Annotated in this window: 24 protein-coding genes and 1 pseudogene; 14 read left to right on the top strand and 11 right to left on the bottom strand. The window is 71.4% G+C overall.

The features are described from left to right. A pseudogene (locus ACE3T5_RS09610) lies at positions 1-299 on the top strand (alkene reductase); the annotation flags it as partial. Between the two features lie 6 nt (positions 300-305). Here the strand turns inward: ACE3T5_RS09610 and ACE3T5_RS09605 are convergent. Together ACE3T5_RS09605 and ACE3T5_RS09600 are read right to left on the bottom strand one after the other, a co-directional pair. Further along, a complete protein-coding gene (locus tag ACE3T5_RS09605) occupies positions 306-890 on the bottom strand; it encodes a hemerythrin domain-containing protein (protein ID WP_374666918.1) in 585 nt (194 codons plus the stop codon). 63 nt (positions 891-953) lie between these two features. Beyond that, positions 954-3158, bottom strand: coding sequence for a heavy metal translocating P-type ATPase (locus ACE3T5_RS09600; protein ID WP_374666917.1), 2205 nt, complete (start codon positions 3156-3158; stop codon positions 954-956). Between the two features lie 150 nt (positions 3159-3308). Between ACE3T5_RS09600 and ACE3T5_RS09595 the strand changes: the two genes are divergently transcribed. The 7 genes from ACE3T5_RS09595 to ACE3T5_RS09565 all read left to right on the top strand — a co-directional run bounded on the left by ACE3T5_RS09595 (position 3309) and on the right by ACE3T5_RS09565 (position 7252). After that, positions 3309-3506: a heavy-metal-associated domain-containing protein gene (locus ACE3T5_RS09595; RefSeq protein WP_374666916.1), complete on the top strand. Its 198-nt coding sequence runs from the start codon at positions 3309-3311 to the stop codon at positions 3504-3506. Continuing rightward, a complete protein-coding gene (gene cueR / locus ACE3T5_RS09590; RefSeq protein ID WP_374666915.1) occupies positions 3506-3925 on the top strand; it encodes a Cu(I)-responsive transcriptional regulator in 420 nt (139 codons plus the stop codon). Before ACE3T5_RS09595 ends, cueR begins: the two co-directional genes overlap by 1 nt. Before the next feature lie 149 nt (positions 3926-4074). Beyond that, positions 4075-4617 (top strand): Spy/CpxP family protein refolding chaperone, encoded by a 543-nt coding sequence (locus ACE3T5_RS09585; RefSeq protein WP_374666913.1) that lies wholly within the window; start codon positions 4075-4077, stop codon positions 4615-4617. 140 nt (positions 4618-4757) lie between these two features. Further along, positions 4758-5549, top strand: a complete 792-nt coding sequence (gene minC / locus ACE3T5_RS09580; RefSeq protein ID WP_374666911.1) for a septum site-determining protein MinC — start codon at positions 4758-4760, stop codon at positions 5547-5549. Positions 5550-5620: 71 nt separating this feature from the next. Beyond that, complete coding sequence (gene minD, locus ACE3T5_RS09575; protein ID WP_374666909.1) at positions 5621-6436, top strand: septum site-determining protein MinD; 816 nt, start codon at positions 5621-5623, stop codon at positions 6434-6436. A gap of 5 nt (positions 6437-6441) precedes the next feature. Then, positions 6442-6717 carry a cell division topological specificity factor MinE gene (gene minE / locus ACE3T5_RS09570; RefSeq protein WP_374666907.1) on the top strand — a complete coding sequence of 92 codons (276 nt, stop codon included), beginning with the start codon at positions 6442-6444 and terminating at the stop codon, positions 6715-6717. A 115-nt stretch (positions 6718-6832) separates the two neighbouring features. Beyond that, complete coding sequence (locus ACE3T5_RS09565; protein WP_374666905.1) at positions 6833-7252, top strand: SRPBCC domain-containing protein; 420 nt, start codon at positions 6833-6835, stop codon at positions 7250-7252. Between the two features lie 3 nt (positions 7253-7255). Here the strand turns inward: ACE3T5_RS09565 and ACE3T5_RS09560 are convergent, their stop codons facing one another. Together ACE3T5_RS09560 and ACE3T5_RS09555 are read right to left on the bottom strand one after the other, a co-directional pair. Then, positions 7256-7660 carry a VOC family protein gene (locus ACE3T5_RS09560; protein WP_374666903.1) on the bottom strand — a complete coding sequence of 135 codons (405 nt, stop codon included), beginning with the start codon at positions 7658-7660 and terminating at the stop codon, positions 7256-7258. 65 nt (positions 7661-7725) lie between these two features. Then, complete coding sequence (locus ACE3T5_RS09555) at positions 7726-8322, bottom strand: NnrU family protein (RefSeq protein ID WP_374666901.1); 597 nt, start codon at positions 8320-8322, stop codon at positions 7726-7728. A 446-nt stretch (positions 8323-8768) separates the two neighbouring features. Here ACE3T5_RS09555 and ACE3T5_RS09550 point away from each other — a divergent pair, with 446 nt between their 5' ends. Further along, entirely contained in the window at positions 8769-9689 is a 921-nt protein-coding gene (locus ACE3T5_RS09550; protein ID WP_374666899.1) for a succinylglutamate desuccinylase/aspartoacylase family protein, read from the top strand. An 11-nt stretch (positions 9690-9700) separates the two neighbouring features. Here the strand turns inward: ACE3T5_RS09550 and ACE3T5_RS09545 are convergent, their stop codons facing one another. The 5 genes from ACE3T5_RS09545 to ACE3T5_RS09525 are packed head-to-tail and all read right to left on the bottom strand — an operon-like array spanning position 9701 to position 17486. Next, positions 9701-11863 carry a response regulator gene (locus ACE3T5_RS09545; protein ID WP_374666897.1) on the bottom strand — a complete coding sequence of 721 codons (2163 nt, stop codon included), beginning with the start codon at positions 11861-11863 and terminating at the stop codon, positions 9701-9703. Next, positions 11860-12750: a hypothetical protein gene (locus tag ACE3T5_RS09540; RefSeq protein ID WP_374666895.1), complete on the bottom strand. Its 891-nt coding sequence runs from the start codon at positions 12748-12750 to the stop codon at positions 11860-11862. Before ACE3T5_RS09540 ends, ACE3T5_RS09545 begins: the two co-directional genes overlap by 4 nt. Further along, positions 12747-15239 (bottom strand): fimbria/pilus outer membrane usher protein, encoded by a 2493-nt coding sequence (locus tag ACE3T5_RS09535; RefSeq protein WP_374666893.1) that lies wholly within the window; start codon positions 15237-15239, stop codon positions 12747-12749. Before ACE3T5_RS09535 ends, ACE3T5_RS09540 begins: the two co-directional genes overlap by 4 nt. Before the next feature lie 9 nt (positions 15240-15248). Beyond that, positions 15249-15977 carry a molecular chaperone gene (locus ACE3T5_RS09530; protein WP_374666891.1) on the bottom strand — a complete coding sequence of 243 codons (729 nt, stop codon included), beginning with the start codon at positions 15975-15977 and terminating at the stop codon, positions 15249-15251. A gap of 33 nt (positions 15978-16010) precedes the next feature. Then, the gene (locus tag ACE3T5_RS09525) at positions 16011-17486 is read right to left on the bottom strand and encodes a sigma-54-dependent transcriptional regulator (protein WP_374666889.1); all 1476 of its coding nucleotides are present in this window, start codon (positions 17484-17486) and stop codon (positions 16011-16013) included. A 258-nt stretch (positions 17487-17744) separates the two neighbouring features. Here ACE3T5_RS09525 and ACE3T5_RS09520 point away from each other — a divergent pair, with 258 nt between their 5' ends. Continuing rightward, on the top strand, positions 17745-18218 hold the full coding sequence (locus ACE3T5_RS09520) for a hypothetical protein (RefSeq protein ID WP_374666887.1): 474 nt from the start codon (positions 17745-17747) through the stop codon (positions 18216-18218). 214 nt (positions 18219-18432) lie between these two features. Next, the gene (locus ACE3T5_RS09515) at positions 18433-19170 is read left to right on the top strand and encodes a GntR family transcriptional regulator (RefSeq protein ID WP_374666884.1); all 738 of its coding nucleotides are present in this window, start codon (positions 18433-18435) and stop codon (positions 19168-19170) included. Positions 19171-19230: 60 nt separating this feature from the next. Here ACE3T5_RS09515 and ACE3T5_RS09510 read toward each other — a convergent pair whose 3' ends face one another. Together ACE3T5_RS09510 and ACE3T5_RS09505 are read right to left on the bottom strand one after the other, a co-directional pair. Then, positions 19231-20811 (bottom strand): class I adenylate-forming enzyme family protein, encoded by a 1581-nt coding sequence (locus ACE3T5_RS09510; protein WP_374666882.1) that lies wholly within the window; start codon positions 20809-20811, stop codon positions 19231-19233. Then, complete coding sequence (locus ACE3T5_RS09505; RefSeq protein WP_374666880.1) at positions 20808-21026, bottom strand: acetyl-CoA carboxylase biotin carboxyl carrier protein subunit; 219 nt, start codon at positions 21024-21026, stop codon at positions 20808-20810. Before ACE3T5_RS09505 ends, ACE3T5_RS09510 begins: the two co-directional genes overlap by 4 nt. Before the next feature lie 130 nt (positions 21027-21156). Here ACE3T5_RS09505 and ACE3T5_RS09500 point away from each other — a divergent pair, with 130 nt between their 5' ends. From ACE3T5_RS09500 to ACE3T5_RS09490, 3 genes are read left to right on the top strand one after another with little or no spacing between them, the layout of a single operon-like run. Further along, entirely contained in the window at positions 21157-22155 is a 999-nt protein-coding gene (locus ACE3T5_RS09500; protein WP_374666878.1) for a Bug family tripartite tricarboxylate transporter substrate binding protein, read from the top strand. Then, on the top strand, positions 22152-23726 hold the full coding sequence (locus tag ACE3T5_RS09495; protein WP_374666876.1) for an acyl-CoA carboxylase subunit beta: 1575 nt from the start codon (positions 22152-22154) through the stop codon (positions 23724-23726). Before ACE3T5_RS09500 ends, ACE3T5_RS09495 begins: the two co-directional genes overlap by 4 nt. A gap of 60 nt (positions 23727-23786) precedes the next feature. Then, positions 23787-25268: an AMP-binding protein gene (locus ACE3T5_RS09490; protein WP_374666874.1), complete on the top strand. Its 1482-nt coding sequence runs from the start codon at positions 23787-23789 to the stop codon at positions 25266-25268. The last annotated feature ends 2 nt before the right edge of the window (positions 25269-25270 follow it).

Below are 25270 nucleotides of genomic sequence, written 5' to 3'. Positions count from 1 at the left end.
CCCCCGGCGGCGCGCGCGCGGTGGAGGGCCGCCCGTTCGACTACGCCGCGCTGCCCCAGGCCTGGCGCGAGGCTGGCGGCACCGGTGCCTGGATGGTGAACAACGGCTACGACCGCGCCCTGGCCGAGCAGGCCCTGCAGCAGGGCGCCGACCTGGTGGCCTTCGGCCGCCCCTTCATCGCCAACCCGGATCTGGTGGCGCGGCTGCAGCAGAACGCCCCGCTGAACACGCCGGACCGCGCCACGTTCTATGGCGGCACGGAGAAGGGGTATACGGACTATCCGGCGCTGGCGGGGTGACCCCCCTCAAGCCTCCGGCCCCACCCCGATCGGGGCCGGCGCCCGCATCACGATGCGGGTGAACAGGCGGTCGAAGCTCGGATCGCGCTCGCCACTGGCGAGCGGGTCCTTGTGCGCGAGGAAGGCCGCGTCGAGCTGCTTCCAGTCGTCATCGGTCAGGCGCTCCTGCGCCACCGGCAGCAGGTGGTGCTCTTCCGCGCCCATGTGCGCCAGGTAGAAGTCCACGTACTTGCGCGCACCCTCCTCGAAAGCCGGCCGCCGCGCATCGCCCAGCAGTTCCCAGGCCAGCAGCAGGTGCTGCAGCTCACGCACCCGGCCCTCGCCGGCCATGTGGTCGTTCTCCAGCCGCTGGATCACCGACATCAGCTCCGGCGCCACGCGCGCGATCTTGGGGAACAGCAGGTCCGACTCCTTCGGGTGGTGAAAGCGCTCGGGGAACTCGTCGATGTAGAACAGCATGGCCCGCAGCACGTCGAAGAAGCGTTCGGGCTGGTCGCCCGGACCGCGGTCGATCATGTGGATGAGGGACCGCAGCACGGCGGCCACGGCCACGTGTTCGTCACGGATGATGCGCAGGGCAGGTCGCTGCATGGCTTTGTCTCCAGGTTTCGGCCACAGCTTCCCATGCCGGCGCGCGGGCGCCGTTGACTCAGGTCAAGCGCGCGGGCCTCGCCAGCGCCGCAGCAGCAGCGCATTGGTCATCACGCTCACGCTCGACAGCGCCATCGCGCCGCCGGCCAGCACCGGGTTCAGGTAGCCCAGCGCGGCCAGGGGAATGCCCGCCACGTTGTAGATGAAGGCCCAGAACAGGTTCTGCCGGATCTTGGTCACCGTGCGATGCGAGATGTCGAAGGCGCCGGCCACCAGGCCCACATCGCCGCGCATCAGCGTGATGCCGGCGGCATGCATGGCGACGTCGGTGCCGGTGCCCATCGCGAGGCCGACATCGGCCGCCGCGAGCGCGGGCGCGTCGTTCACGCCGTCCCCCACCATCGCCACCACATGGCCGCCTTCGCGCAGCGCGGCCACGCGCGCGGCCTTCTCGCCCGGCAGCACCTCGGCCATCACCTCGTCGGCCGCAAGCCCCAGGCGCAGACCCATCGCCTCGGCGGCGGCGCGGTTGTCGCCGGAGATCATGCGCACGCGCAGGCCCCGCGCCCGCAAGGCCGCCACGGCCTCGGCCGCGCCGGGCTTGGGCTCGTCCGCAAAGGCCATCAGCGCGCGCAGGGCCAGGCCCTCGGTGGCCCGCTCCACCAGCACCGACAGCGTGGCGCCCTCGCCGGCCAGGCGCGTCGCCTCGGCCTGCAGGCTGCCCAGCGGCACGCCCAGTTCCTCCATCCAGCGCAGGCTGCCGATCAGGTAGCTGCGCACGCCGACCTCGCCCTCCGTGCCGCGGCCGGGCACCGCCCGCACCGAGGCCGGCGGCGGCAGCGCGAGGCCCCGCTCGCCGGCCGCCGCCACCACGGCACGCGCCAGCGGATGCTCGCTGCCGCTCTGCAGGCTGGCCGCCGCCGACAGCGCCGCGGCTTCCTCCACGCCCGGCGCAGGCACGAAGGCCACCAGCCGCGGCCGGCCCACGGTGAGCGTGCCCGTCTTGTCGAAGGCCACCGTGTCCACCCGGTGCGCGAGTTCCAGCGCCTGCGCGTCCTTGATCAGGATGCCGTGCTTCGCCGCCACACCCGTGCCCGCCATCACCGCCGCCGGCGTGGCCAGGCCCAGCGCACAGGGACAGGCGATCACCAGCACCGCCACCGCGTGGATCAGCGCGGCCTCGAAGCCGGCGCCCACCAGCATCCAGCCCCCCAGCGTGAGGAGCGACAGGCCCATCACCACCGGCACGAACACGGCCGAGACCTGGTCCACCATTCGCTGGATCGGCGCCTTCGCCGCCTGCGCGTCCTCCACCAGCCGGATGATGCGCGCCAGCACGCTCTCCGCGCCCACGGCCGTGGCGCGCAGCACCACGCGGCCTTCCCCATTGATGCTGCCCCCGGTCAGACGGTCGCCCGGGCCCTTGGTCACGGGCAGCGGCTCGCCGGTCAGCATGGATTCATCGACCTGCGTCTCGCCCTCTTCCACCACCCCGTCAGCCGGCACCCGCTCACCCGGCCGGATCACCAGCCGGTCGCCCGCCAGCACCTCGGCCAGCGGCACCTCGGCCTCGCCGCCCGCGCGCAGGATCACGCGCGCCGTCTCCGGCCGCAGGGCATGCAGGGCGCGGATGGCCTGCGTGGTCTGCCGCTTGGCCCGCGCCTCCAGCCACTTGCCCAGCAGCACCAGGGTGACGACCACCGCCGAGGCCTCGAAGTACAGGTGCGCCTCACCCCGGGCCAGCCACAGCCACATCGACAGGCCCCAGCCGGCGCTGGTGCCCACGGCCACCAGCAGGTCCATGTTGCCGGTGCCGGCGCGCAAGGCATGCCAGCCCGCGCGGTAGAAGCGCGCACCCAGGATGAACTGAACCGGCGTGGCCAGCAGGAACTGCAGCCAGGCCGGCAGCATCCAGTGGCGGCCGAAGAAATCGCCCACCATCGGCAGCACCAGCGGCGCCGACAACGCCAGGCCGATGGCCACCGGCGCGAAGCCCGCCCAGGGGCCGGGATCGGCGTCGATGGCGGCCTCGGCCGCGCGCGGCTCGTAGCCGGCATCGCGCACCGCGCGGCGGATGCGGGCCTCCACGTCGGTGCCGGGCGCGTAGGTCACGCGGGCCGACTCCGTGGCCAGGTTGACGGTGGCATCGGCGACGCCGGGCACCTTCTTCAGCGCGCGCTCGACGCGGTTCACGCACGAGGCGCAGGTCATGCCGGCCACGCCCAGGTCGAGCGTGGCGGCGGTTTCGGTGGGGGTGGCAGCGTTCATGACGGCAGGATGCACCTTGCCATCATGGCAAGGTCAAGGCTTGACGCAGATCAACCCTGCCCGCCAAGGGGTCGACCGCTCGGCCGGCTTGACCTTACCATGGTGGCAAGGTCGATGCTGACCCCTCGTCAACCCAGAAAGGACATTTCCATGAACCAGACCTTCCAGGTGCAAGGCATGAGCTGCGGCCATTGCGTCGGCGCCGTCACCCAAGCCGTGAAGTCGGTCGATCCCGCCGCCGAGGTCAAGGTCGATCTGCCCACCGGCCGCGTCGAGGTGCAGTCCGACAGCGACCGCGCCGCGCTGGCGCACGCGATCGAGGAAGAGGGCTACCAGGTCACCGCCTGATGGCCCGCGCGAGCGCTGCCCCGGCGTGGCCGGTGCACATCGGCGACGCCGCCCGTCTCTCGGGCGTGTCGGCCAAGATGGTCCGGCACTACGAGTCGCTGGGCCTGCTGCCTTCGGTGCCGCGCACCGAGGGCGGCTACCGCCTCTACACCGAGGCCGAGGTGCATACGCTGCGCTTCATCAAGCGCGCGCGCGACCTCGGCTTCTCCATGGCCGAGATTGCGGAACTGGTGAGCCTGTGGCAGAACCGCCGCCGCGCCAGCGCCAGCGTGCGCCGCATCGCTCAGCGCCACGCGGACGAACTGGCCGCCCGCATCGCGGCCATGCAGGCGATGCAGCAGACGCTGGGCCACCTCATCCATTGCTGCGCCGGCGACGACCGACCTGACTGTCCGATCCTGCAGGATCTGGCGCGCTGAGCCGCTCCGGCGGCAGCATCCTGCCGCTGCGCGGGCGCATCTTTACACCGCCGCAACGCAAGCGCCAACCCAGCGTTACATCACTCGCCCAGACTGCGTTCCATGCTGGGCTGAAAGGCGGCCCGGCGCTCCATCCGGAAGGACACCCCATGAAACTGCAACGCACCCTGATCGCCACCGGCCTGCTGGCCGCCACCTTCACCGCCCTGGCCCAGATGCCCGGCCATGGCCCCGGCATGGGCGCCGGCCCGCGCGAGGGCGGCACGATGATGGCGCACCGCGGGATGAACCCGCAGGAACGCCACGCCATGATGGAAGAGCGGGTGAACCATCGCCTGAACGTGCTCAAGCTGCGCCTGGCCCTCACCCCCGCCCAGGAAGGCGCCTGGAACGCCTTCGTGGCCGGCATGAAGCCGCCCGCGATGCAGCACCCCGACCGCGCCGAGATGGCCAAGCTCACGACCCCCGAGCGCATCGACCGCATGCGCGCGATGCGCGACCAGCGCAATGCCGCGCAGGACAAGCGCGCCGAGGCCACCAAGACCTTCTATGCCCAGCTCTCCGCCGACCAGAAGAAGGTGTTCGACGGCGAGACCCTGCGCATGGGTCCCGGCGGCGGTATGCGCGGCCATGGGGGCTCCGGTGGCATGGGTGGCCATGGCGGACATGGCGGCATGATGGGCCGCGGCTGATCACCACTGCGTTCGATCCGATCTCCTCTCGTTGTTCGAGAAGCCTGGCCCGGGTGGCAACACCCGGGCCTTTTTTCCGTCATTCCCGAGCAGGCCGCTGCTACACTGCGCCGCTTCGCTTCGCCCTGCCTCCTGCCTGCATGACGGTTTCCCTCGCGGCGCGTGCGCCGGCCACGTTCGAGATCAAGAGCGCCCAGCTGCCGCTCGTTGCCCTGCACCTCAAGTCCGCCGATCTCGCCCTGCTGGGGCAGGAATTCGCGGCCCGCTTCGGCGACATCCCCGACTTCTTCGACCACGATCCGCTGCTGCTGGACCTGAGCCCGCTCGCCGCCGACCGTGCCACCGTGCCCGACTTCGGCGAGCTGCTGCATCTGCTGCATGCCTGGCGGCTGCATCCGGTGGCCGTGCGCGGCGGCAGCGAGGCCCAGCGTGAAGCGGCACGGGCCGCGGGCCTGGCCTTCGCCGACGACGCCACGCTGACCCGGACCCTGCCCACGCCTAGCGACGCGTCCGCTGCGGCCGAGGCCGATGCAGGCGCGGCGCCCAGCGAACCAGCACCCGCGCCAGCCCCCCCAGTCATCGCCGCCGCACCGGCCCTCGTCATCGACCGCCCGGTGCGCTCCGGCCAGCAGATCTACGCCCGCGGGCGTGACCTGGTCGTGCTGGCCATGGTCAACCCGGGCGCCGAAGTCATCGCCGACGGCCACGTACACGTCTATGCGCCGCTGCGCGGCAAGGCCATCGCCGGTGCGCGCGGCGACGCCAGCGCACGCGTGCTCACGCTCAGCCTGGAGCCCGAACTGGTCTCCATCGCCGGCGTCTACCGCACCAGCGAGCAGCCCTGGCCCGAGGCCCTGCGCGGCCGCCCGGCCCAGCTGCGGCTGGACGGCGGCGCCGAAGGCCGGCTGGTCGTGGAAGCACTGGCCGCCTGAGCACCCCCTCACCCGCCCCGCGCACCCGCGGCGCCGGGCCTTCATCCGATCCAGGGAGAACCCACCGCATCATGAGCAAGATCATCGTCGTCACCTCCGGCAAGGGGGGCGTGGGCAAGACCACCACCAGCGCCAGCTTCGCCACCGCGCTCGCCCTGCGCGGCCACAAGACCTGCGTGATCGACTTCGACGTCGGCCTGCGCAACCTCGATCTCATCATGGGTTGCGAGCGGCGCGTGGTGTACGACTTCGTGAACGTGATCCAGGGCGAGGCCACGCTGAACCAGGCCCTCATCAAGGACAAGCACTGCGAGCACCTGCATGTGCTGGCCGCCTCGCAGACGCGCGACAAGGAGGCCTTGAACAAGGACGGCGTGGAGCGCGTGCTGAAGGAACTCGCCGACATGGGCTTCGCCTACATCGTGTGCGACTCGCCCGCCGGCATCGAGACCGGTGCGCTGATGGCCATGCACTTCGCCGACGAGGCCCTGGTGGTCACCAACCCCGAGGTCAGCTCGGTGCGCGACTCCGACCGCATCCTGGGCATGCTGGCCAGCAAGACGAAGCGCGCCATCGAAGGCAAGGAGCCGGTGCGCGAACACCTGCTCATCACCCGCTACAACCCGCAGCGCGTGGACCAGGGCCAGATGCTCTCGCTGGCGGACATCCAGGACATCCTGCGCATCCCGCTGCTGGGCGTGATCCCGGAGAGCGAGTCGGTGCTGCAGGCCAGCAACCAGGGCACGCCGGCCGTGCACATCAAGGGCAGCGACGTCTCCGAGGCCTACCTCGACGTCGTGGCCCGCTTCCTGGGCGAGGACAAGCCGCTGCGCTTCGTGGACGCGCAGAAGGCCGGCTTCCTCAAGCGCCTGTTCGGCGGGAGGTGAGCGCCATGTCCCTGCTGTCCTTCCTGCTCGGGGAGAAGAAGAAGAGTGCCAGCGTCGCCAAGGAGCGCCTGCAGATCATCCTGGCCCACGAGCGCAGCGGCCGCAACGCCGGCCAGCCGGACTACCTGCCGGCGCTGCAGCGTGACCTGGTGGCGGTGATCGGCAAGTACTTCGCCATCGACCCCGCGCAGCTCAAGGTGAACCTGGAACGCCAGGATGACCTGGAGGTGCTGCAGGTGAAGATCGAGCTGCCCGAGGGCCCGCGCGCAGCGGCCCGCTGAGCCCGCCCCTTGACACCGGGGGCGGTCGCGGGGATAAAGCCGCCGATGACCGCCGCCGCGGACGTGCACGTCCGCCTGTCGTACCGCTACAGCGCCTCCGCCGAGAGGGTGTTCGATGCCTGGCTCTGCCCCGGGGCAGGCCTCGCGCTTCCTGTTCGCCACCCGCACCGGCTGCGTCACCCGCTGCGAGATCGATCCGGTCGAAGGCGGCCGCTTCGTCGTGACGGACCGCCGCCCGCTGGCCGAAGGCGACGAGAGCGTCATGGACATCGTGCACCAGGGCCGCTACCTGCAGCTCACGCGGCCGCGCCGCCTGGTGTTCGAGTTCGGCGTGGCCGGCATCGACGCTGCGCCGACGCAGGTCACCCTGGACATTGAACCGCTTGGCCCGCAGGCCTGCGAGCTCACGCTCGACCATGCGCTGGGCGACTCCGAAGAGGCGCACCAGGGCGCGGCCGCGGCCCGTCGCGGCTGGCAGTCCCTGCTGGAGGCACTGGAGCGCGATTTGTTCCCGCGCCGCGTCGCCCTGGGCTGATCGTCAGTCCGCCGGCACCAGCAACATCGCTTCGATCTTGTGGCCATCGAGGTCACGCACGAAGGCGGCGTAGTAGTTGTCGCCATAGTCCTTGCGGAAGCCCGGCGCGCCGTCGTCGAGGCCGCCCAGGGCCAGCGCCCGGGCATGGAAAGCCTGCACCTCCGCCACGCTGTTCGCCAGAAAGGCGACGTGCACGCCATTGCCCACCGTGGCGCGCCCCTGGTCGAACGGCGTCTGCACCCAGAACTCCGGGAACTGCCGGCCATAGCCGGCATAGCCCGGCCCGTCCATCAGGCAGCTGATCTGCAGCGTGCCCAGCACGGCGTCGTAAAAGGCCTTGGCGCGGCCGAAGTCGTTGGTGCCGAGCGAGACATGCGAGATCACGCTGGCAGGCAATTCCTGGCTCATGGATTCCTCCGTGGATTGAAGAGCCACGAGCCTAAGCGCCGCGCCGGCGCGAACCTGTCAGGGGATCAGCCCCCGAACGGCCGCACGCCGATCCAGGCGCCATGCGCCCACATGGCGAAGCCCGCCCAGGCCACGACGCCCACCACGACGGCGATGGCCGTCCGTACGCCTTGTGCCGACGGTGGCGCCAACTGGCCCTGCGCGGCCAAGGCGCGGTCCCGCTGGCGGCAGGAGCGGAAGTCCAGCACCGCCCAGACGAGGAAGCCGCCGAACAGCAACAGATCCGCCAGCGTGTTGTTCACCACGAGGTGCGCCAGCGCCCACAGCTTCACGCCCAGGATCATCGGGTGGCGCAGCTTCGCCTTCAGGTGGTTGCCCGGCACATAGGCCGCCGCCAGCAGGACGAAGGCGCCCAGCGTGAGCAGCGAGGCCAGGTGCTTCAGCCCGGTCGGCACCGCCGGCCACAGCACGGTGGGCTGCTGCCGCGCCAGCCCGTAGCCCCAGACGATGAGCGCGAAGCCCGCCACCGAGGCCACCGAGTACAGGCCCTTCCAGGCCCCTTCACCCAGCCGGCCGATCATGGCGGTGCGCCAGCCCTCGGCCACGATGCGCACCGAGTGCACGCCGAGGAACAGCACCAGGCCCAGCAGCAGCATCTCCATCTCGATCACCCCGTTTTGCGTGAAGCGGCGGATTGTGCGCCAGGCTCCGGCGGCTGACCAGATGCGGGCCCGTCCCGTCCCCGCAGCCCGTGCGGCTGTTCTTGTCTTTCTTTCAGTTTCAAGACTAGGACTAGTAGGTAAGGCAGCGCCTGCGCTGTGGACAAGCCGCCTTTTTCCTTGCCAGCACAGGCACTTGCGGCTGCCTGACGGCTGTGGGCAGCCGTGCTTCCGGGGCTGCACGCCGAGGCGGACAACTTCGCCACCGGCCCCTGCCCTGTGGACAAGACCCGGGTTGTGCCAGTTCGCTCCACAGGGTTGCGCACGAAAAAAATCGCGCCATGGTCGTTCGCCTGTGGTGCTGCGCCCACGCCGGGTGTCACCACATGCAAGCCGGCTTGACGCAACCCCCACAATGCAGGCGCCCGCCCCGCACTGGCGGCCCGCGCATGAACGACATCCTCAAGCCCCGCGACCTGGCCGCCTATCGCCAGGGCAACACCGGCATCGACTACGTGCACCGCTTCGACAGCGGCCGCCCCGGCCCGCATGTGCTGGTGAACGCGCTCACCCACGGCAACGAGTTCTGCGGCATGGTCGCTGCCTGCCATCTGCTGGATACCGGGGTGCGCCCGCGCATCGGCACGCTCACGGTGAGCTTCGCCAACGTGGCGGCCTATGAAAGCTTCGATCCGGCGCGGCCGCTGGCCAGCCGCCTGCTCGTGCACAACATGAACCGCATCTGGTCGGCGCAGTGGCTGGACGGCACCGAGGACAGCCCCGAGCTGCGCCGCGCGCGCGAACTCCGCCCGGTGGTGGCCGCGGCCGACCACGTGCTGGACCTGCACAGCACCTCGGCCGACGTGCAGGCCTTCTGGGTCTACCAGGACCACGCGCGCAACGCGGCGGCCGCATGCGCCATCGGCCAGCCGCAGGTGCATTTGGTCATGCCGGGTGGTCTGGGGTCGGGCACGCCCTTGATCGAGCATGGCCGATTCGCCGACCCTGGCTACGCCGGCGTGTCGCTGGTGGCCGAATGCGGTGGCCACTTCCGCCGCGAGACCGGCGCGCTGGCGGTGGAGGTGGCGCTGGACTTCATCGGCCACTTCGGCCTGATCGAGCGAGCGCGCGTGCCGCGGCCGGCCCCGCGGCGCTACCGGCTGCTGCGCACGGTGGTGATCCGCACGCCGCACTGGCGCTTCGAGCGGCCGGTGTCGGGCTTCGAGTCGTTCGAGGCCGGCGAGGTGATCGCCTGGGATGGCGACGAGGCCGTGCGCGCGCCCGATGGCGGCTGCACGATTCTCATGCCGACGAAGAATCCGTATGTGGGCAATGAGGGGGTGTATCTGGCGCAGGCGCTGGGGGATTGAGCGGTCCACCATCACTCCTGCTGCATCGCCTCCAGCGCCGCCGTGACGCGCGCGGCCTCCTTCTCGAACAAGGCCAGCGCGCGTTCGAACAGTGGCCACTCGCCGCGGCGCACAGCGGCTTCCAGACCCTTGGCCAGCAGCGCGGCCCGATCCGCTGTCAGGCTGGCCAGTGCGCCCTTGAGCGCATGCGCGTTCGCCTGTGCCTGTGCCGCATCGCGCTGCCTCGCCGCTTCGCGCAGGGCGGTCATGCGCACGCGCAGATCCTCGCGGGTTGCCTCGGCCACTTCGCGCAGCAAGCCCATGTCACCCGCCATCTGCCGCTGAAGGCGTTCGCGATGGATCGGCTCCCCGGTTTCGGCCGGCGCATCCGCCACGAGCGGGCCCTTCGCCGCCGGTGCTGCGGCCGGTGATCCATGCGGTGACGCCACGCCTGCCAGCGCGGCCGCCATCGCCTCCACCAGGGCCTGCCGTGTCACGGGCTTGCTCACATAGCCGTCCATGCCGGCGGCCAGGCAGCGCTCACGATCCCCCGGCATCGCCATGGCTGTGAGCGCCACCACCGGTGTCGGCCGCAGACCCTGTGCGTGTTCACGCTCGCGGATGCGCCGGGTTGCATCGAGGCCGCTCATCACCGGCATCTGGACATCCATCAGCACCAGGTCCGGGTGGCCCCGGGCCCACGCATCCACCGCCTGCTGCCCGTCGTGGGCCACTTCCACGTCGCAGCCCAGCTGGGCGAGCAGGCGCCGCATCAGCAGTTCATTGACCGCATGGTCCTCCACCAGCAGCACCCGGACCCCTTCGCACGCCATCACCGGTGCCTCGGCAAGCGTCGCCTCGCGTGGATTCGCCGCTTCAGCCACCACCGTCAGCGCGACCTCGAAGGCGAACAGGCTGCCGCGGCCGGGCAGGCTGATCAGATGCAGGCGGCCGCCCATCAGCCGCACCAGCCGGTCGCTGATGGCGAGGCCCAGGCCGGTGCCGCCAAAGCGGCGCGTCATCGAGCTGTCGGCCTGCGTGAAAGCCTCGAAGAGACGCTCCTGCTGCTCGGCCGGCACGCCGATGCCGGTGTCGGCCACCTCGAAGCGCAGCGTCACGTGGCCATCGCGCAGTGGCCGGGCGATGACCGCCAGCTCCACCTCACCCACCTCGGTGAACTTCACCGCGTTGGACAGCAGATTGGTCAGCACCTGCCGCAGCCGGCCGGGATCGCCCGCCACGCGCGCGGGCAGCTCACCCTCGTGCCGCACCGAGAAGCGCAGCCACTTGTCACGCGCGGCCACTGCGTGCGGCGCCGCCAGGTCGTCCAGCCAGGGCCGCAGCTCGAAGGGAATCTGCTCCAGCAGCAGCTTGCCAGCCTCGATCTTGGAGACATCGAGCACGTCGTTCAGCAGGGCCAGTAGCGACTGCGCGGAGCTGTCCACCAGCCGCACCCACTCCGCCTGCTCGCCGGGCAGTCCCGCGCCGGCCAGCAGCTGGGTGAGGCCCAGGATGCCGTTCAGCGGCGTGCGCACCTCGTGGCTCATGTTGGCCAGGAACTCGCTCTTGGCGCGGCTGGCGGCCTCGGCTGCATCACGGGCGCGCGCCAGCTCCGCCTCCACCTGCTTGCGCTCGGTGATGTCGGCGTGGCTGCCGATCATGCGTGTGGCGCGGTCCAGCATGTCGCGCGCGACCACGAGGCCGGTGCTTTCCATCCAGACCCAGCCGCTGTCGGTGCGCAGTCGCCAGGCGGCCACGAAGCGGGGCGCCTCGCCCTTGAGCGCCGCCACCAGCGCGGCGCGTGCCGCCGGCAAGTCCTCGGGGTGAACGCGGGCGGCGAGCGCCTGCGCGGCCAGCCCGCCCGCGGGCGCCGGCTCGCCGGTGATCTGCGCCCAGCGTGCGTCCACGCTTACCGTACCGGCGCCGATGTCCCACTCCCACAGCGCCAGCCGCGCGGCCTGCACCGCCAGTGAGAGGCGCTCCCGCGTGTCGTCCAGCGCCTCCTCGACCATCAGGCGGCTGTTGGACTCGCGGTCCACCGATTCGCGCAGGTGCAGCAGCTCGCGCGCCTGCGCGGCCACCTCGCCGCGCAGTGCACGCACTTCGTCCTCGGCCTTCAGCGCGCGCTGCTGTGCGGCACGCAGGTCGCGCACGGCGCGGGCCAGCAGGTCCTCAGGGGGATGGGAAGCGTTCATCGGGCCTCGATGGTGATCAGCAGGTCATCGGCATAGTCGCCGGCCAGCACGCGTTCCACCGGGCCGATCTCGGCCTCGATTGCATGCTGCGAGCGGCCCGCCACGGGCTGCTCCAGACCGGCCGCGCCGCCGGCGAGCGGCATCAAGCGGCCGCCCACACGCAGCACGTAGGGCACGGTGGAATCCGGAAAGCGCCGGTTCACCAGCCGGCCGCGCTGTGTGCTCTGCAGTGTCATGCGGTGGGCGGTGTTGGCCCGCACATCCAGCAACGCCGCACGCCGCGCGCCCTGGGCCAGCTCGCCGAAGTCGAGCCGGGCACTGCGGTCGCCGCCGCTGAAGCTGGCGCGCACCTCGGCCTCCACCACCAGCCAGAGTGACAGATCGCGTTCGTCCAGCGTGCCGCCGCGGGCATCCAGCACCCGCAGCCACAGCGGGGCCTGATAGGTGCCCGGCGCCAGCCACTGATCGGGCAGCACGCGCGCCCAGAGCGACACGTCCTGCGCCGAGCCGGGGTTGGCCAGCACCGCTGTGGCGTCCTGCGGCGCGGCTGGCAGCGGCGCCGTGCCGGCGGCGTCGAGCGTCAGCGCCACGCGCAGGCCGCCGCCAGGGCCCTGCAGCATCAGCTCGCCGTTCACGCCGGCCCACTGCACCTGCAGCGTGCCGCTGCACACCGAGGTACCGGCGCGCACGCGCACGCCCAGCGGCCGCGGCATCGAGCCCTGTGTCGAGGGCCGGTAGAAGCCCAGCGGCTCGGCCGCGGGCACCTGCAGGTCGCAGGCCCAGGCGCTGCCCGCTGCGCCCGCCAGCAGCCAGGCCGCAGCCAGCAGCCGTGCCGCTCCGCGGGTCCAGCCTGTCCCGGCGGTGAATGCCATGGCGGTGAGTCTCATGGCGAATCCTCCTTCAGCACCACCGTGCCCACGTCCATCATCCCCGCGTGGTCCGGCGCGATCACGTACTGCGCCAGCGCGGTCGCTTCGCCCGGCTTGCGCAGCTGGTAGCGCCCGGGCCGCAAGGGCGGTGTGGTGAAGCCGCCCTTGCGGGTGGTGAACACATCGACCGGCGTGCGCTCTCCCTCCATCGGCCAGATCTGCAGCGCTGCCAGGGCGACCGGCTGGCCATCCGCCAGCGTGACGCGGCCGGTGAGCTGCGAGTTGGCGTCCGATCCCACCGGCACCAGGATGACGGATCGGTAGGCCGGCATGAGCAGAGGCCGGTCCACGCCCAGGCTGCGGCCGGGCGGCAGGTTCTCCACGTCGAGCTGGATCTCGCGTGGCGTGTAGGCCACCAGGTCCGGCAGCACCGGCGCGCCGAACCAGTCGCTGGTGGCTGCCGCGGCGCTGCGTTGCGGGTCCACCAGCAGCTTCAGGCCCTGCAGCCCCGGGCGCGCCACCAGCAGCGCCGCCGAATCGTTGACAGGGGCGCCCACCCGCAAGCCCTCGCGGGTGACCACCAGCGAACCGGCATACGAGAACTCGTTCAGGGTGGAGCCGCCCAGGCTGCTGGTGAGCAGGGTGGTGGACCAGGTCCACTCGCCCCGGCCGGTGCGCACTTCGCCGGCCACGCGGCTCTCGGTGGCATCGCGGGCATCGGCGCGGCTGGCGGCCACGCGCCAGGGCGCATCGCCACCTGCCAGCGTCCCGACACCGGTGGCCTGCCAGTCGGCCTGCCAGCGCTGCTGCTCGGATTGCCAGGCCAGCGCGCCCTGCACCGCACCGCCGGCCGGATCGGCCTCGCCGCTGTAGCGCAGCTGGGCAAAGACCAGCGTGCCGGTCACGCGGTCCCGCGTGGCGCCGAACTCGATGCCCCAGTGCCGGTCCAGCCGTCGGCGCATCGTGGCCGAGATCTGGCCCGCCGTCGGCTGCCCAGCCTGCGCGCGTTTCGCCCAGCCCAGCGTGGCGCCCCAGCCGCCCCCCCAGACCAGGCCGCCGCGCAGGCCCAGATCGGTGGCCGCGCCTCCGGGGCGCGTGGCTTCCACCGCGGCGAAGCGCGCGTCACGCCGCTGCGCCTGCGCGACCAGCGAGGCGCCGAGGGTGGCGTCGGGCCGCGCCCGCGTGGACCAGCGCCACTGCACGGCAGCCGCCTGACCCTGGCCGAAGCTGTGGCGCGACTGCGCCAGCCAGCCGCCCCAGGTGCCCAGCGGTGAAGCCCAGGCCCCCTCTTGCTGCAGCACCAGCGCGTCACCGTTCGGGCGCCGCTGCCACTGCAGGCCCAGGCCGCCGGTGAGCGTGGCGGTCCAGCCGCGACGCCACCAGGCGCTGACCACCGGCATGCCGCTCGCGTAACCGCGCGGGCCGGTGCCGGCCTGCAGCGGCTGGCCCAGGCTCACATCCCAGTCCTGCAGGCCGGGCGCCAGCAGGCCGGCGTCGAAGAAGTAGGCGAGCCGCTGTTCGGTCACGCGGCCGCCGGGCTCCACGATGCGTACCACCACATCGTTGGCGCCATTGAAGACCGGGATGTCGCGCAGGTCGTACACGCCAGGCCCCAGGCGCAGCGTGCGCACCACGAAGCCGTTGACCACCACATCCACCGAGCCGCCCGCAGGCAGGCCCACGCCCTGGGCCGGCAGCGACTGCGTGCCGAGCGCGGGATCAAGCGCGAACTGGCGCGACACGCGAACACCGCCCAGCGCCTGCGTGCCCAGCATGCCGATGGCGCGTGTGGCCACGTCGCCGGCGACCAGCCGCACGGCCGCGCCGGGCCAGTCGCGCACCAGGCGCGTGTCGCCGCGTGTGAAGCCGCCGCCGCTGCCATCGAGCGGCAGCGAACCCTGGCCCTCCAGGACCCACTCGTGCCAGCGTGCGGCGCCTTCGGTGTAGAGCCGCGCGCGACGCGCGCTGCCGTCACGCGACTCGATCCAGCGCAGGTTGAGCACCGCGCTCATCGGCTCGGGGTGCAGCACCTCATCGGCCGTGCGCTCCCCTTCGGGCAGGGCCTGCGACCCGAGGCGCAGCCGCCGCGTGGCACGCTGCGCGAGGGGCACCTCCAGATCGACCGCGATGCGTTCGGCCGAATAGATCGCCTTCAGGCCGAGGCGGGCGAGATCGTCAGTCCCGACCCACGGGCCCTCCTGCGTGCTGGCGAGCTGCGCGTGCAACTCGGGGCGCAGCACGGCCTGCAGGGCCTGCGCCAGGGGCGCGCGCGCCAGGCGGACCGTGCTGCCGCTCACCTGCGCGTCCAGCGTGCCCAGTTCGCGGCCATCCAGGTTCACCGGCAAGGCCATCTTCTGCGGGGCGCGGTTGCGGCGCTGGCTGAAGGCCTGGTCGAACAGGCTGGCCGATGCGGCCTGTGCCGGCGCCGGCGCGGCTGGCTGCGCACGGGCTTCGAGGGCGGGGACCATCAGCGCGGCCAGCGTCAGGGCCCGGCAGACCGCGCGCACGCCTTCGCCTTACTGCACGATCAGGCGCACGGCGCCCGGCGTGGCGGGCAGATCCGCCGGCGCCGGCACGCGGAACACGCGGGTGGTGCCGGCCAGCACGTTCTCGCCTTCCAGGCCCTTCAGCTGCTCGGCGCCCAGCGTGCGGCCAGCGACCTCCAGCTGGGCATTCTTCAGGATGCGGCGCGTGCCGCCTTCGTTGGTGACCGGCACTTCCAGCCAGCGCGCGTTGCCAGCCGTGACCACCTTGGCTTCGCCGGTCTTCAGCACCGCGCGCACGTTGGCCGGCACCACGTAGACCGAGGCCACGTACTTCACCAGCAGCCGCATGCGGCCGCCGTTGGTGGGCGCCTGGCCCACGTCGATGGGCAGCTGCTCGGCGATCAGGCGGAACGCCCGCTCGGCCTGCAGCGCGGCCGGGCCGACGTACTGCACGCGCACCGTCTGCGCCTGGCCGGGCTGCAGCACCACCTGGGCCGGGAACACGTTGAACTGGTCGTCGGCGTCGGCCAGCACGTCCTCGCCGTCGGCCTTCATCTGGCGCGACTTGAGCGTGATCTCCACCGCCGTCGGCTCGGCGGTGGTGTTCTCCAGGCGGAAGACCTGGGTGGCGCCCCGGCCGCTGGGGCTGAAGTCCATCTCGATCGGCGTGAAGGACATGGCGTGGGCCATGAAGCTGGCGGTGGCCAGGCAGGCGGCGGCCAGGCGGGCAAGCAGGCGGCGGGGGCGGAAGGCGGTCATGGTGAGGGTCCTGTGGATGTCGGTGAGATACCCCTATTCACCAAGAACCGTGCCAGCCCCATCCCAGCGCGCCATCTTGCGATGAATGGTCGATGCGTTGATGCCCAGGGCCCGGGCCGCATGCGTGATATTGCCGCCGAAGGCCTGCAGGGCCTGCTGGATCGCCTCCCGCTCGACCTCGGCCAGCGGGCGGATGCGCAGGGTGCCTTCCCTGGCCGGCAAGGCCTGGGGGTTGGCTGAAGCGGCCTCGGCAACCGGCATGGAAGGCGCTGCGGGGGCGGGCCGGGTGACAGGCGAAGCCAGGGCCTCGGCAGCCGCCCTCGCCTGCAGCGGCGGCAGCATGTCCGCCTCCACCGTCGCCCCGTCGTGCAGGGCCACCACCGCGCGGATCACGTTGATCAGCTCGCGCACGTTACCCGGCCAGGTGTGCGCAACCAGCCGGGCCTGTGCCTCGTCGGAGAACCCGCGGAAGCCCTTGCCGTCCTCGCGCGCGTACTTCTCCAGCATGGCCTGGGCGATCAGCAGCACGTCCTCACCCCGCTCGCGCAGCGCCGGCAGCTCGATGGGCACCACGTACAGGCGGTAAAACAGGTCTTCCCGCAGACGGCCCAGGCGCACCTGTTCATACAGGTCGCGGTGCGAGGCACAGACGATGCGCGCGTCCACCGTGCGGGCGCGGTTCTCGCCCAGGCGTCGCACCTCGCCGGTCTGCAGCGCGCGCAGCAGCTTGGCCTGCACGTTGATGTCCAGCTCGGCGATCTCGTCCAGGAACAGGGTGCCGCCATCGGCCTCCAGGAAGGCGCCGTTGCGGTCGGCCGTGGCGCCGGTGAACGCGCCCTTGATGTGGCCGAACAGCTCGCTCTCGATCAGGTCCTTGGGAATGGCGGCGCAATTGAGCGTGACCAGGGGCGCCTTGGCCCGGGCGCTGCAGGCATGGATGGCCTCGGCGGCGAGCTCCTTGCCCGTGCCGGATTCGCCGTGAATGAACACCGGCGCCCGGCTCGCGGCCACCGTCTCGATCATGCGGTAGACCGACTGCATCGCGGCGCTGCGGCCTACAAACGAGTGGAAGCGCTCACGTTGCGTGGGCGCCAGGGCCTCCACCTGCTGGGCCAGGCGGGCCGCCTGCAGCCCGTTGCGCAGGGTGATCTGCAGCCGGTCCGGATCGACCGGTTTCTCCAGGAAATCCATGGCGCCGGCGTGCGCGGCCCGCACCGCGTTGTCCATGCTGTCTTCGCCAGTGACCACGATCACCGCGCAGGCCGGCCAGCGGCGCAGCAGCCACTGCATCACCTCGAAGCCCGAGCCATCCGGCAGGTTGATGTCCACCAGCGCCGCGTGCCAGGGGCCCTTGGCCACCTCGCGTTGCGCCTCGGCGGCAGAGGCCGCCACCACCGTCTCCACCCCCAGCGCCTTCGCGTGCGCGCGGTACTGGATGGAAAGGGGCAGCACGTCCTCCACGATCAGGACGCGGCAGTCCGGGAAGCGCGCAGGCAAGGCGGTGCTCATCCAGAGAGTCTCCCCCCGCCTCTCGCAAATTGCAAGGGCTGCAAGAGGCGCTCACGCAGGCTGCATGAGCGCCCGGGCGCCTGGGGCGTGGAGGTTGGCCTAAGTCCCTGATTTCATTGAAGAAACCGATGACTGGCCAGTCTGGCACACGAGTCGCAAGAAGGAGTGTGTCTGCAGCGGACGACAAGCCCCGCAGCCAAGTGATCCCAACCCAACCCTTGTGAACCTCAACCTCTGAACCCGAAAGGAACCCTCATCATGAACGCTCTGAAGACCACCGCCGCCCTCGCCCTGATCGCCGCCGCCTTTGGCGCCAACGCCGCCGTCACCGGCGACACCGCCAAGCTGGAGCTGCGTGGCTCGGTGGCCGTGAACTGCACCATCGAAGTCAAGCCCACGGCCAAGGCCACCAGCCTGGACATCCTGGGCGGCGAGAAGGACACGCTGGTGGGCGTGGTCATCGAGAACTGCAACTCCGGTACCGGCTACACGGTGCAGCTGAGCTCCGACAACGCCGGCCAGCTGCTGAGCAAGTCGGTGGGTGCCAAGCCCACGGTGTACGAAGCGCGCTACGACGACGGCGTGGGCGAGATCGCCAAGGAAATCGTGGCCAGCCGCGACAAGGCGCACTTCGGCCGCCAGGGCAACCTGACGGTGAGCTTCGCGGGCGACCAGCAAGCCATCGCCGGCGTGTACAGCGACATCATCAACCTGGTGATCAAGGCGAAGTAAGCCAGACAGCCTCCGCGATAGCCCCGCGCGCCACAGCAGTGGCCCGCGGGGCTTCGCCATGGCCCACGCAGATCGCCTGGCACGGAACGCTCGCGGCGCCCCGATCACAACGCTGGGGTTCCCTGCGGTCACCACCAGCCTACGAGGGTACACCGCTGCCGTACACTCGCGCCGGATTGTCGACAATCCGAAAGTCCCGTTTCCGACACCCATCATGCGCACCCGCAAAGCCGACGTCGAGGCCTTCGCCCGCTGGGAAAGCGGCGTGGCCTTCCGCGTGTTCGGTGATTCGGCGGATCCCACGCTGAGCGTGCCGGAGCAGATTGCCGCGCGCGTGGGCGACCGCATCGTCGACGGCCGCCTGGCGCCCGGCACGCGCATCGGCGAGCAGGAGCTGGCCGACGAGTTCAAGGTCAGCCGCGGCCCGGTGCGTGAGGCCATCCGCATCCTGGAGCGCGAGGGCCTGGCCACGATCCTGCCCCGGCGCGGCGCGGTGGTGACCGAGCTCTCGGCGCAGGAGGTGCGCGAGCTGTTCGAGATCCGCGCCGGGCTGTTCGACATCGTGGCGCGCAAGATCGCGCAGACACGGGACCCGGAGATCCTGGCGCTGATGCGCGCCGGCGTGACGCGCCTCGAGGCCCTCGCCACCGACCCCGCGGGCGGTGACGCCTACGCCGAGACCACCTATCGCCTGATGCTGCTGGCCGCGCGCGCTTGCGGCAACGCGCGCCTGGCCCGCATGCTGGGCGCGCTGTCGCTGCAGACCCTGCGCTACAGCAAGCTCGGCCTCGCCTCGGTGGAACGGCGCCAGCGTTCGGTGAAGTCGTGGAAGCAGGCGCAGCTGGCGCTGGAGCGCGGCGACGTGGAGCAGCTCATCGAGCTGACGCGCCAGCGCATCGAGCAGTCAGGCGACGAGGCCGCGCGGCGGCTGGGTGACGAACAGCCGGCGTAGCAAACGCCGCGGCGCGCGCCCACCGCGCCGTCCCAACCCGCCAATCACCCGCCGCTCGCCTCAGCCCGCCTCGAACAGCCCGCGCAGCCGGTCCTTCATCACCTTGCCCGCGCCATTGCGCGGCAGCGCGTCAGTGAAGACGATGCGCCTCGGCTTCTTGTAGCCGGCCACGCGCGCGGCGCAATGCGCCAGCAGCTCCGGCGCGTCGGCCGCGACGCCCTCGCGCCGAACGACGGCGGCCGCCACCACCTCGCCCCACTCCGCATCGGGCAGCCCGATCACCGCGGCCTCCTGCACGGCCAGGTGGGTGCCCAGCGCATCCTCCACCTCGCGCGCATAGACGTTGAAGCCGCCGCTGATGATCATGTCCTTGTTGCGGCCCACGATGTGCAGGAAGCCCTGCGCGTCGAAGCGGCCCAGGTCACCGGTGTAGAACCAGCCGTCGCGCACCGACTCCGCCAGCAGCTCTGGCCGGCGCCAGAAGTCCACTCGGGCCACGCCCTCGTGCGCCAGCGTGATCTCGCCCACCTCGCCGGCCCGCACCTCGCCGCCCGTCGCGGGATCGCGCAGCACGATGCGCACGTTCGCAGTGGGCCGGCCGCAGGAGCCGATGGGCTCGTCGGCACCGCTGTCGCTGTCGCCCACATGCTCATGCGGATACAGCACGCACAGGGGCTGCACCGCTTCGGTCATGCCGTACTGCTGGCGCAGGATGGGCCCGAAGACGCGGATCGCGCGGCGGATCAGCGCCACTGGCGTCGGCGCGGTACCGTAGTGAATGCGCTTGAGTGAAGACCAGTCCCCCTGCAGCCCGCCCTCGATGGCCTCCACCAGCCGGCTCATCATCGTGGGCACCAGCATCAGGTGCGTGATGCGGTGCTGCTCGATGGCGGCCAGCAGCGACGCGGGGTCGAAGCGATCCAGCACCACATTGCGCGTGCCCCGCAGGAAGCACGGGACCAGATAGACACCCGCCGCGTGGGTGAGCGGGCCCACGTGCAGCATCGCGTCGTCCACCGACAGCCCGTACTCGAGCGCCAGGAAATGGTTCACCAGCCGCTGCTGCGTGCGCGCGACCGAGTACGCCACGCCCTTGGGCTGACCGGTGGTGCCGGAGGTGTAGGCGATGCGCTGCAGGTGGTCGGGCGTCACCTCGATGCCCGGCGGCTGCGACGATGCCGCCACGCAGCGCGCGGTGAAGTCCACCACGCCCGGCCCCTGCACGCCCAGGCCCAGGACATGCCTCAGATCGGGCAGCTCCGGCCCGCCGGCGCGCGCGGCGAGTTCGGTGGCGATGCCAGAGAACGGCGGGCCGACCATCACCGCGCTGGCCTGCGCATCCGCCAGGATGGCGATGTGCTCGGCCAGCGTGTGCCGGGCATTCAAGGCGACGAAGGTGAGGGCCGCCTTCTCGGCGCCGAACTGGCTGTCCAGGCTCTCGACAGAGTTCTCCAGCAGCGCGGCCACCCGCGCGCCGCGTGCAAGCCCCAGCGCCAGCAGCGCGTGCGCCAGGCGGTTGCTGCGCGCCTCGATCTCGGCATGGCTGAACGCCCGGTCCCGAAACAGCAGGCTGGGGCGCTCGCCATGCTGCGCCGCCGCCCAGGTGATCAGGCTCCCGGCGACAACGCGCCCGGCGGTCACGCCAGGACCACCACGTCCTGCCCCTCGGCCACGGCCTCGCCCTCGGCCACCAGCACGCGCCGCACGGTGCCGGCCCGGGGCGCCACCACCGGGATCTCCATCTTCATGCTCTCCATCACCACCAGCGTCTGGTCGGCCTCGACGGCATCACCCGCCTTCACCTCGATCTTCCACACCGTGCCCGTCACCTCGGACTGCAGCGCCACATCTGCCATGTCAGCTTCTCCTGGTTGTGCGCGGATGCTAGCCAACTTTCAGATTGTTGACAATCTGACAAGGCGGTGCTTCAATCCGCCCCAGACGCCGGGGAGAAGCCGTGCCTCCGGCCGACATACTGGAGACTTCATGCCCCTGCATCGCATCCGCGCCCTGCTGGCCGGCGCCCTCGCCACGCTGGCGCTGGGCATGGCCCTGCCCGCCCACGCTCAGTGGAAACCCACCGAGCGCATCACCTACCTGATCGGCGTGGCCCCCGGCGGCACGGTGGATCTGTACGCCCGCGGCGTGCGTGACGCGCTGGAGAACCTCAAGCTCACGAACGGCCAGACCGTGGTGCCCGAGAACAAGGTGGGCGCCGGCGGCGCGCTGGCCCTGCAGCAGCTGAAGGCCAACGCGGGCAATGGCCACTGGCTGGCCACCTTCCATACCGGCGCCATCGCGGGCGCCGCCACCGGCCTGCTGCGCATCGACCCGCGGGAGTTCGTGCCCGTGGCGATGCTGGTGGAAGAGACCTCGCTCGTCGCCGTTCGCGCGGACTCGCCGCTCAAGGACGGCAAGGACCTGGTGGCCCTGCTGCGCGCGGACCCTACCAAGGCCCGCATCGCCGTCGCGCCCGCGCTGGGGCAGAACACCCACCTCGCCATCGCCAAGCCGCTGCAGGCGGCGGGCGTGGCCATCGACCGCCTCACCATCGCGCCCTTCCGCTCCTCCGGTGAGTCGGTCACGGCCCTGCTGGGTGGCCATGTCGACGTGGTCTCGGCCACCGCGCCCGTGATCCTGCCGCATGTGGCGGCGGGCAAGCTGCGCATCCTTGCCAGCGCCGCGGCAGAGCCCGGCACCGGCGCGCTGGCCGGCGTGAAGACCTGGCGTGAGCAAGGCGTGCCCGCCGACTACGTGAGCTACAACGGCGTGATGCTGGCCCCCGGCGTGGGCGCCGACCAGATCCGCATGTGGGAGGACGCACTGCGAAAGGTCTCGCAGGATCCGGCTTGGCTGCAGATGGTGGAGAAGTCCGGCAACAAGCCCATCTTCCGCGGCTTCGTCGATTCGCACCGCTACCTGCACGCGGAGTGGAAGGCCACGGGCGAGCTGGTGCAACAGCTCAAGCTGGGTGCGCCGAAATGAGCCACGCCTGGCACACGCCGCTGCCGGCCGAGGGCGAATGGGCCGCCGAACTGGCCGAGCTGCAGGCGCGACGAGCCAGCGCGCTCGCCATGGGCGCGCCGCAGGCGCTGGCCAAGTTCAAGGCCACGGGCCGCCTGAACGCCCGCGAGCGCATCGATGCCCTGTGCGACGCTGGCAGCTTCCATGAGATGGGCACGCTCGCCGGCAAGGGCCACTACGACGCGGAAGGCCGCTACCAGCGCACCGACCCCACCAACGCCATCGTCGGCACCGCCCGCATCGACGGCCGCAAGGTGGCATTGCACGTGGACGACTTCACCATCCGCGCCGGCAGCTCCGAAGGCACCATCGCCGACAAGTGGATCTACATCGAGCGGCTCGCGCACCAGCTGCGCATGCCGCTGGTGCGGCTGGTCGATTCGGCCGGCGGCAGCGTGAAGCTCCTCATGCAGATCGGCGGCACCAAGATCCCCGAGTACACGACCTGGCCCGCGCAGGAACTGCTGCGCACGGTGCCGGTGGTGGGCGTGGCGCTGGGCGCCTGCGCAGGTCAGGGCGCGATCAAGGTGCTGTCATCCCACTTCTCGGTGCTGGTGCGCGAGCAGGCGCAGGTGATGGCGGCCGGGCCGCACGTGGTGCGTCAGGCCTACGGCGTGGAGGTGGACAAGAACGATCTGGGCGGCTGGAAGGCGCATCGCAAGAGTGGCCTGGTGCACAACGAGGCCGAAGACGAGGCCGACGCGCTGGCCCAGGTGCGGCGCTTCCTCTCGTACCTGCCGCGCAGCGTGTTCGAGCTGCCGCCGGTGCTGCCGGCCGAAGACGACCCCTGGCGCAACGACGACACGTTGAAGAACGCGATCCCGCATGACCGCCGCAAGATCTATGACCCGCGGCGCATCCTCGCCAGCGTGTTCGATGCCGGCAGCCTGTTCGAGATTGGCCGCTGGCACGGCGGCTCCGTCATCACGATGCTGGGGCGGCTGAACGGCGTGCCGGTGGGCGTGATCGCGAATGACCCCAAGGTCGCCGGCGGCGCGATGACGCTGCAGGCCGCCACCAAGATGGAGCGGCACGTGCGCCTGTGCAGCCTGTTCCATCTGCCGGTGGTGAACTTCGTCGACCAGCCGGGCAACGCCACAGGCCTGGAGGCGGAACTCGCCGGCACGCTGGCCGGCGCCACACGCCTGGCCGAGGCGCTGCATGAATGCACCGTGCCCTGGGTCTCCATCCTCATGCGCCGCTGCTTCGGCATGGCCGGCGCGCTGCATGGCCCCAAGGGCGGCGCGCGCCTGAACCACCGCTTTGCCTGGCCCTCGGCTCGCTGGGGCTCCATCCCCATCGAAGGCGGCGTGATGGCCGCGCACAAGGCCGAGATCGAGGCCGCGGCCGACCCCGCCGCGAAGCGAGCGGAGCTGGAGGCGCATTACCTCGACCTCACGTCCCCCTTCCGCACGGCGGAGAAGTTCGGCGTGCTGGACATCATCGATCCGCGCGAGACGCGGCCGGTGCTGTGCGATTGGGTGGAGGATGCGTGGGCGGTGGTCCGGGGGGATTGGGCGGGTCGCGGGTGACCGCTGGGGTGGAGCACCAGCGCAACCCCAGCGTTCCCCCAGGAGTGCTATGTTCCCCCCATGCGCCCCACCCTCCACTTCCAAGGCCAGACCACCCCGCCTGACACCTTCGAACTGAACTGGCGCCGATCCGCCGCCGCGCTGCAGGCGGCTGGCGTGGGTGACGGCGACGTCGTTGCGCTGATGATGCGCAACAGCCCGCAGGCCATCGAGCTGATGGTGGCCGCGCGGCACCTGGGCGCGCAGTGGTGCCCGGTGAACTGGCACTTCAAGACCGACGAGGTGCAGTACATCCTGGGCAACAGCGGTGCCAAGGTGTTCATTGCCGATGCGGCCCTGCTGGCCGGCCTGCACGGCCTCGACACAACGGGCGTGCGCGCCTGGTCCATCCGCGGCGAACACTCCGGCACCCCCGCGTGGGAGGCCGCGCGTGATGCCGCAGAGCCCCTCGACACCCCGCCCGCCCCGCCGCGTGGCGCCATGTTCTACACCTCGGGCACCACCGGCCAGCCCAAGGGCATCGTGCGCCTGCCCATGACGCCCGCGCAGATCCAGGCCGCGGCCGCCATGCGCCTGGCGGCCTACGGCCTGGCGCCGGGCGCGCGCGCCCTGCTCAGCGCGCCGTGGTACCACAGCGCGCCCAACAGCTTCGCGCTGGGCCTAGCGCAGGAGAACGCCACCGTCTTCATCGAGGAACGCTTCGATGCGGAGCGCACGCTGCAGCTGATCAGCGAACACGCGCTCACCCACGCCTACCTGGTGCCCACCATGTTCGTGCGCATGCTGGCCCTGCCGCCCGAGGTGCGTGCGAAGTACGGCCTGCGCTCGATGCAGTTCGTCTCTTCCACCGGCAGCCCGTGCCCGCCCGAGGTGAAGCGCGCGATGATCGATTGGTGGGGCCCCGTCATCAACGAGTGCTACGGCGCCAGCGAGCTGGGCTACATGACGCTGCTCACCAGCGAGCAGGCCCTGCGCAAGCCCGGCTCCGCTGGCCTGCCGCTGCCCGGCGTGATGCTGAAGATCCTGGACGATGACGGCAACGAGCAACCGGCCGGCACCGCAGGCCTGATCTACATCCACCAGCCCGCCACGCCCGACTTCAGCTACGCAGGCAATGAGCAGGCGCGCGCCCGCATGGAGGTGCGCGGCCTCAAGACCATGGGCGACATCGGCTACCTGGATGAGGAGGGCTTCCTCTTCATCGTGGACCGCAAGGCCGACATGGTGATCAGCGGCGGCGTGAACATCTACCCGGTGGAGACGGAGCTGGCCTTGCAAGGCATGCCCGGCGTGGCCGACTGCGCCGTGTTCGGCATCCCCGACGATGAATTCGGCGAGGCCCTGGCCGCCGCCGTGCAGCCGGCCCCGGGTGCCGTGCTCACCGACGATGAGGTGCGCAACTGGCTGCGCGAGCGCCTGGCCGGCTACAAGGTGCCCAAGATCGTGACCTTCCACGCCGATCTGCCGCGTGAGGACACGGGCAAGATCTTCAAGCGCAAGCTGCGGGAGCCGTACTGGGCGGGGCGGGCGCGGCGGGTGTGAGG

The sequence above is a fragment of the Ramlibacter sp. genome, assembly GCF_041916345.1.
GTDB lineage: Bacteria > Pseudomonadota > Gammaproteobacteria > Burkholderiales > Burkholderiaceae_C > Ramlibacter.
Note: the sequence above shows the minus strand (reverse complement) of the source record. Positions and strands in the feature narration are given on the sequence as shown.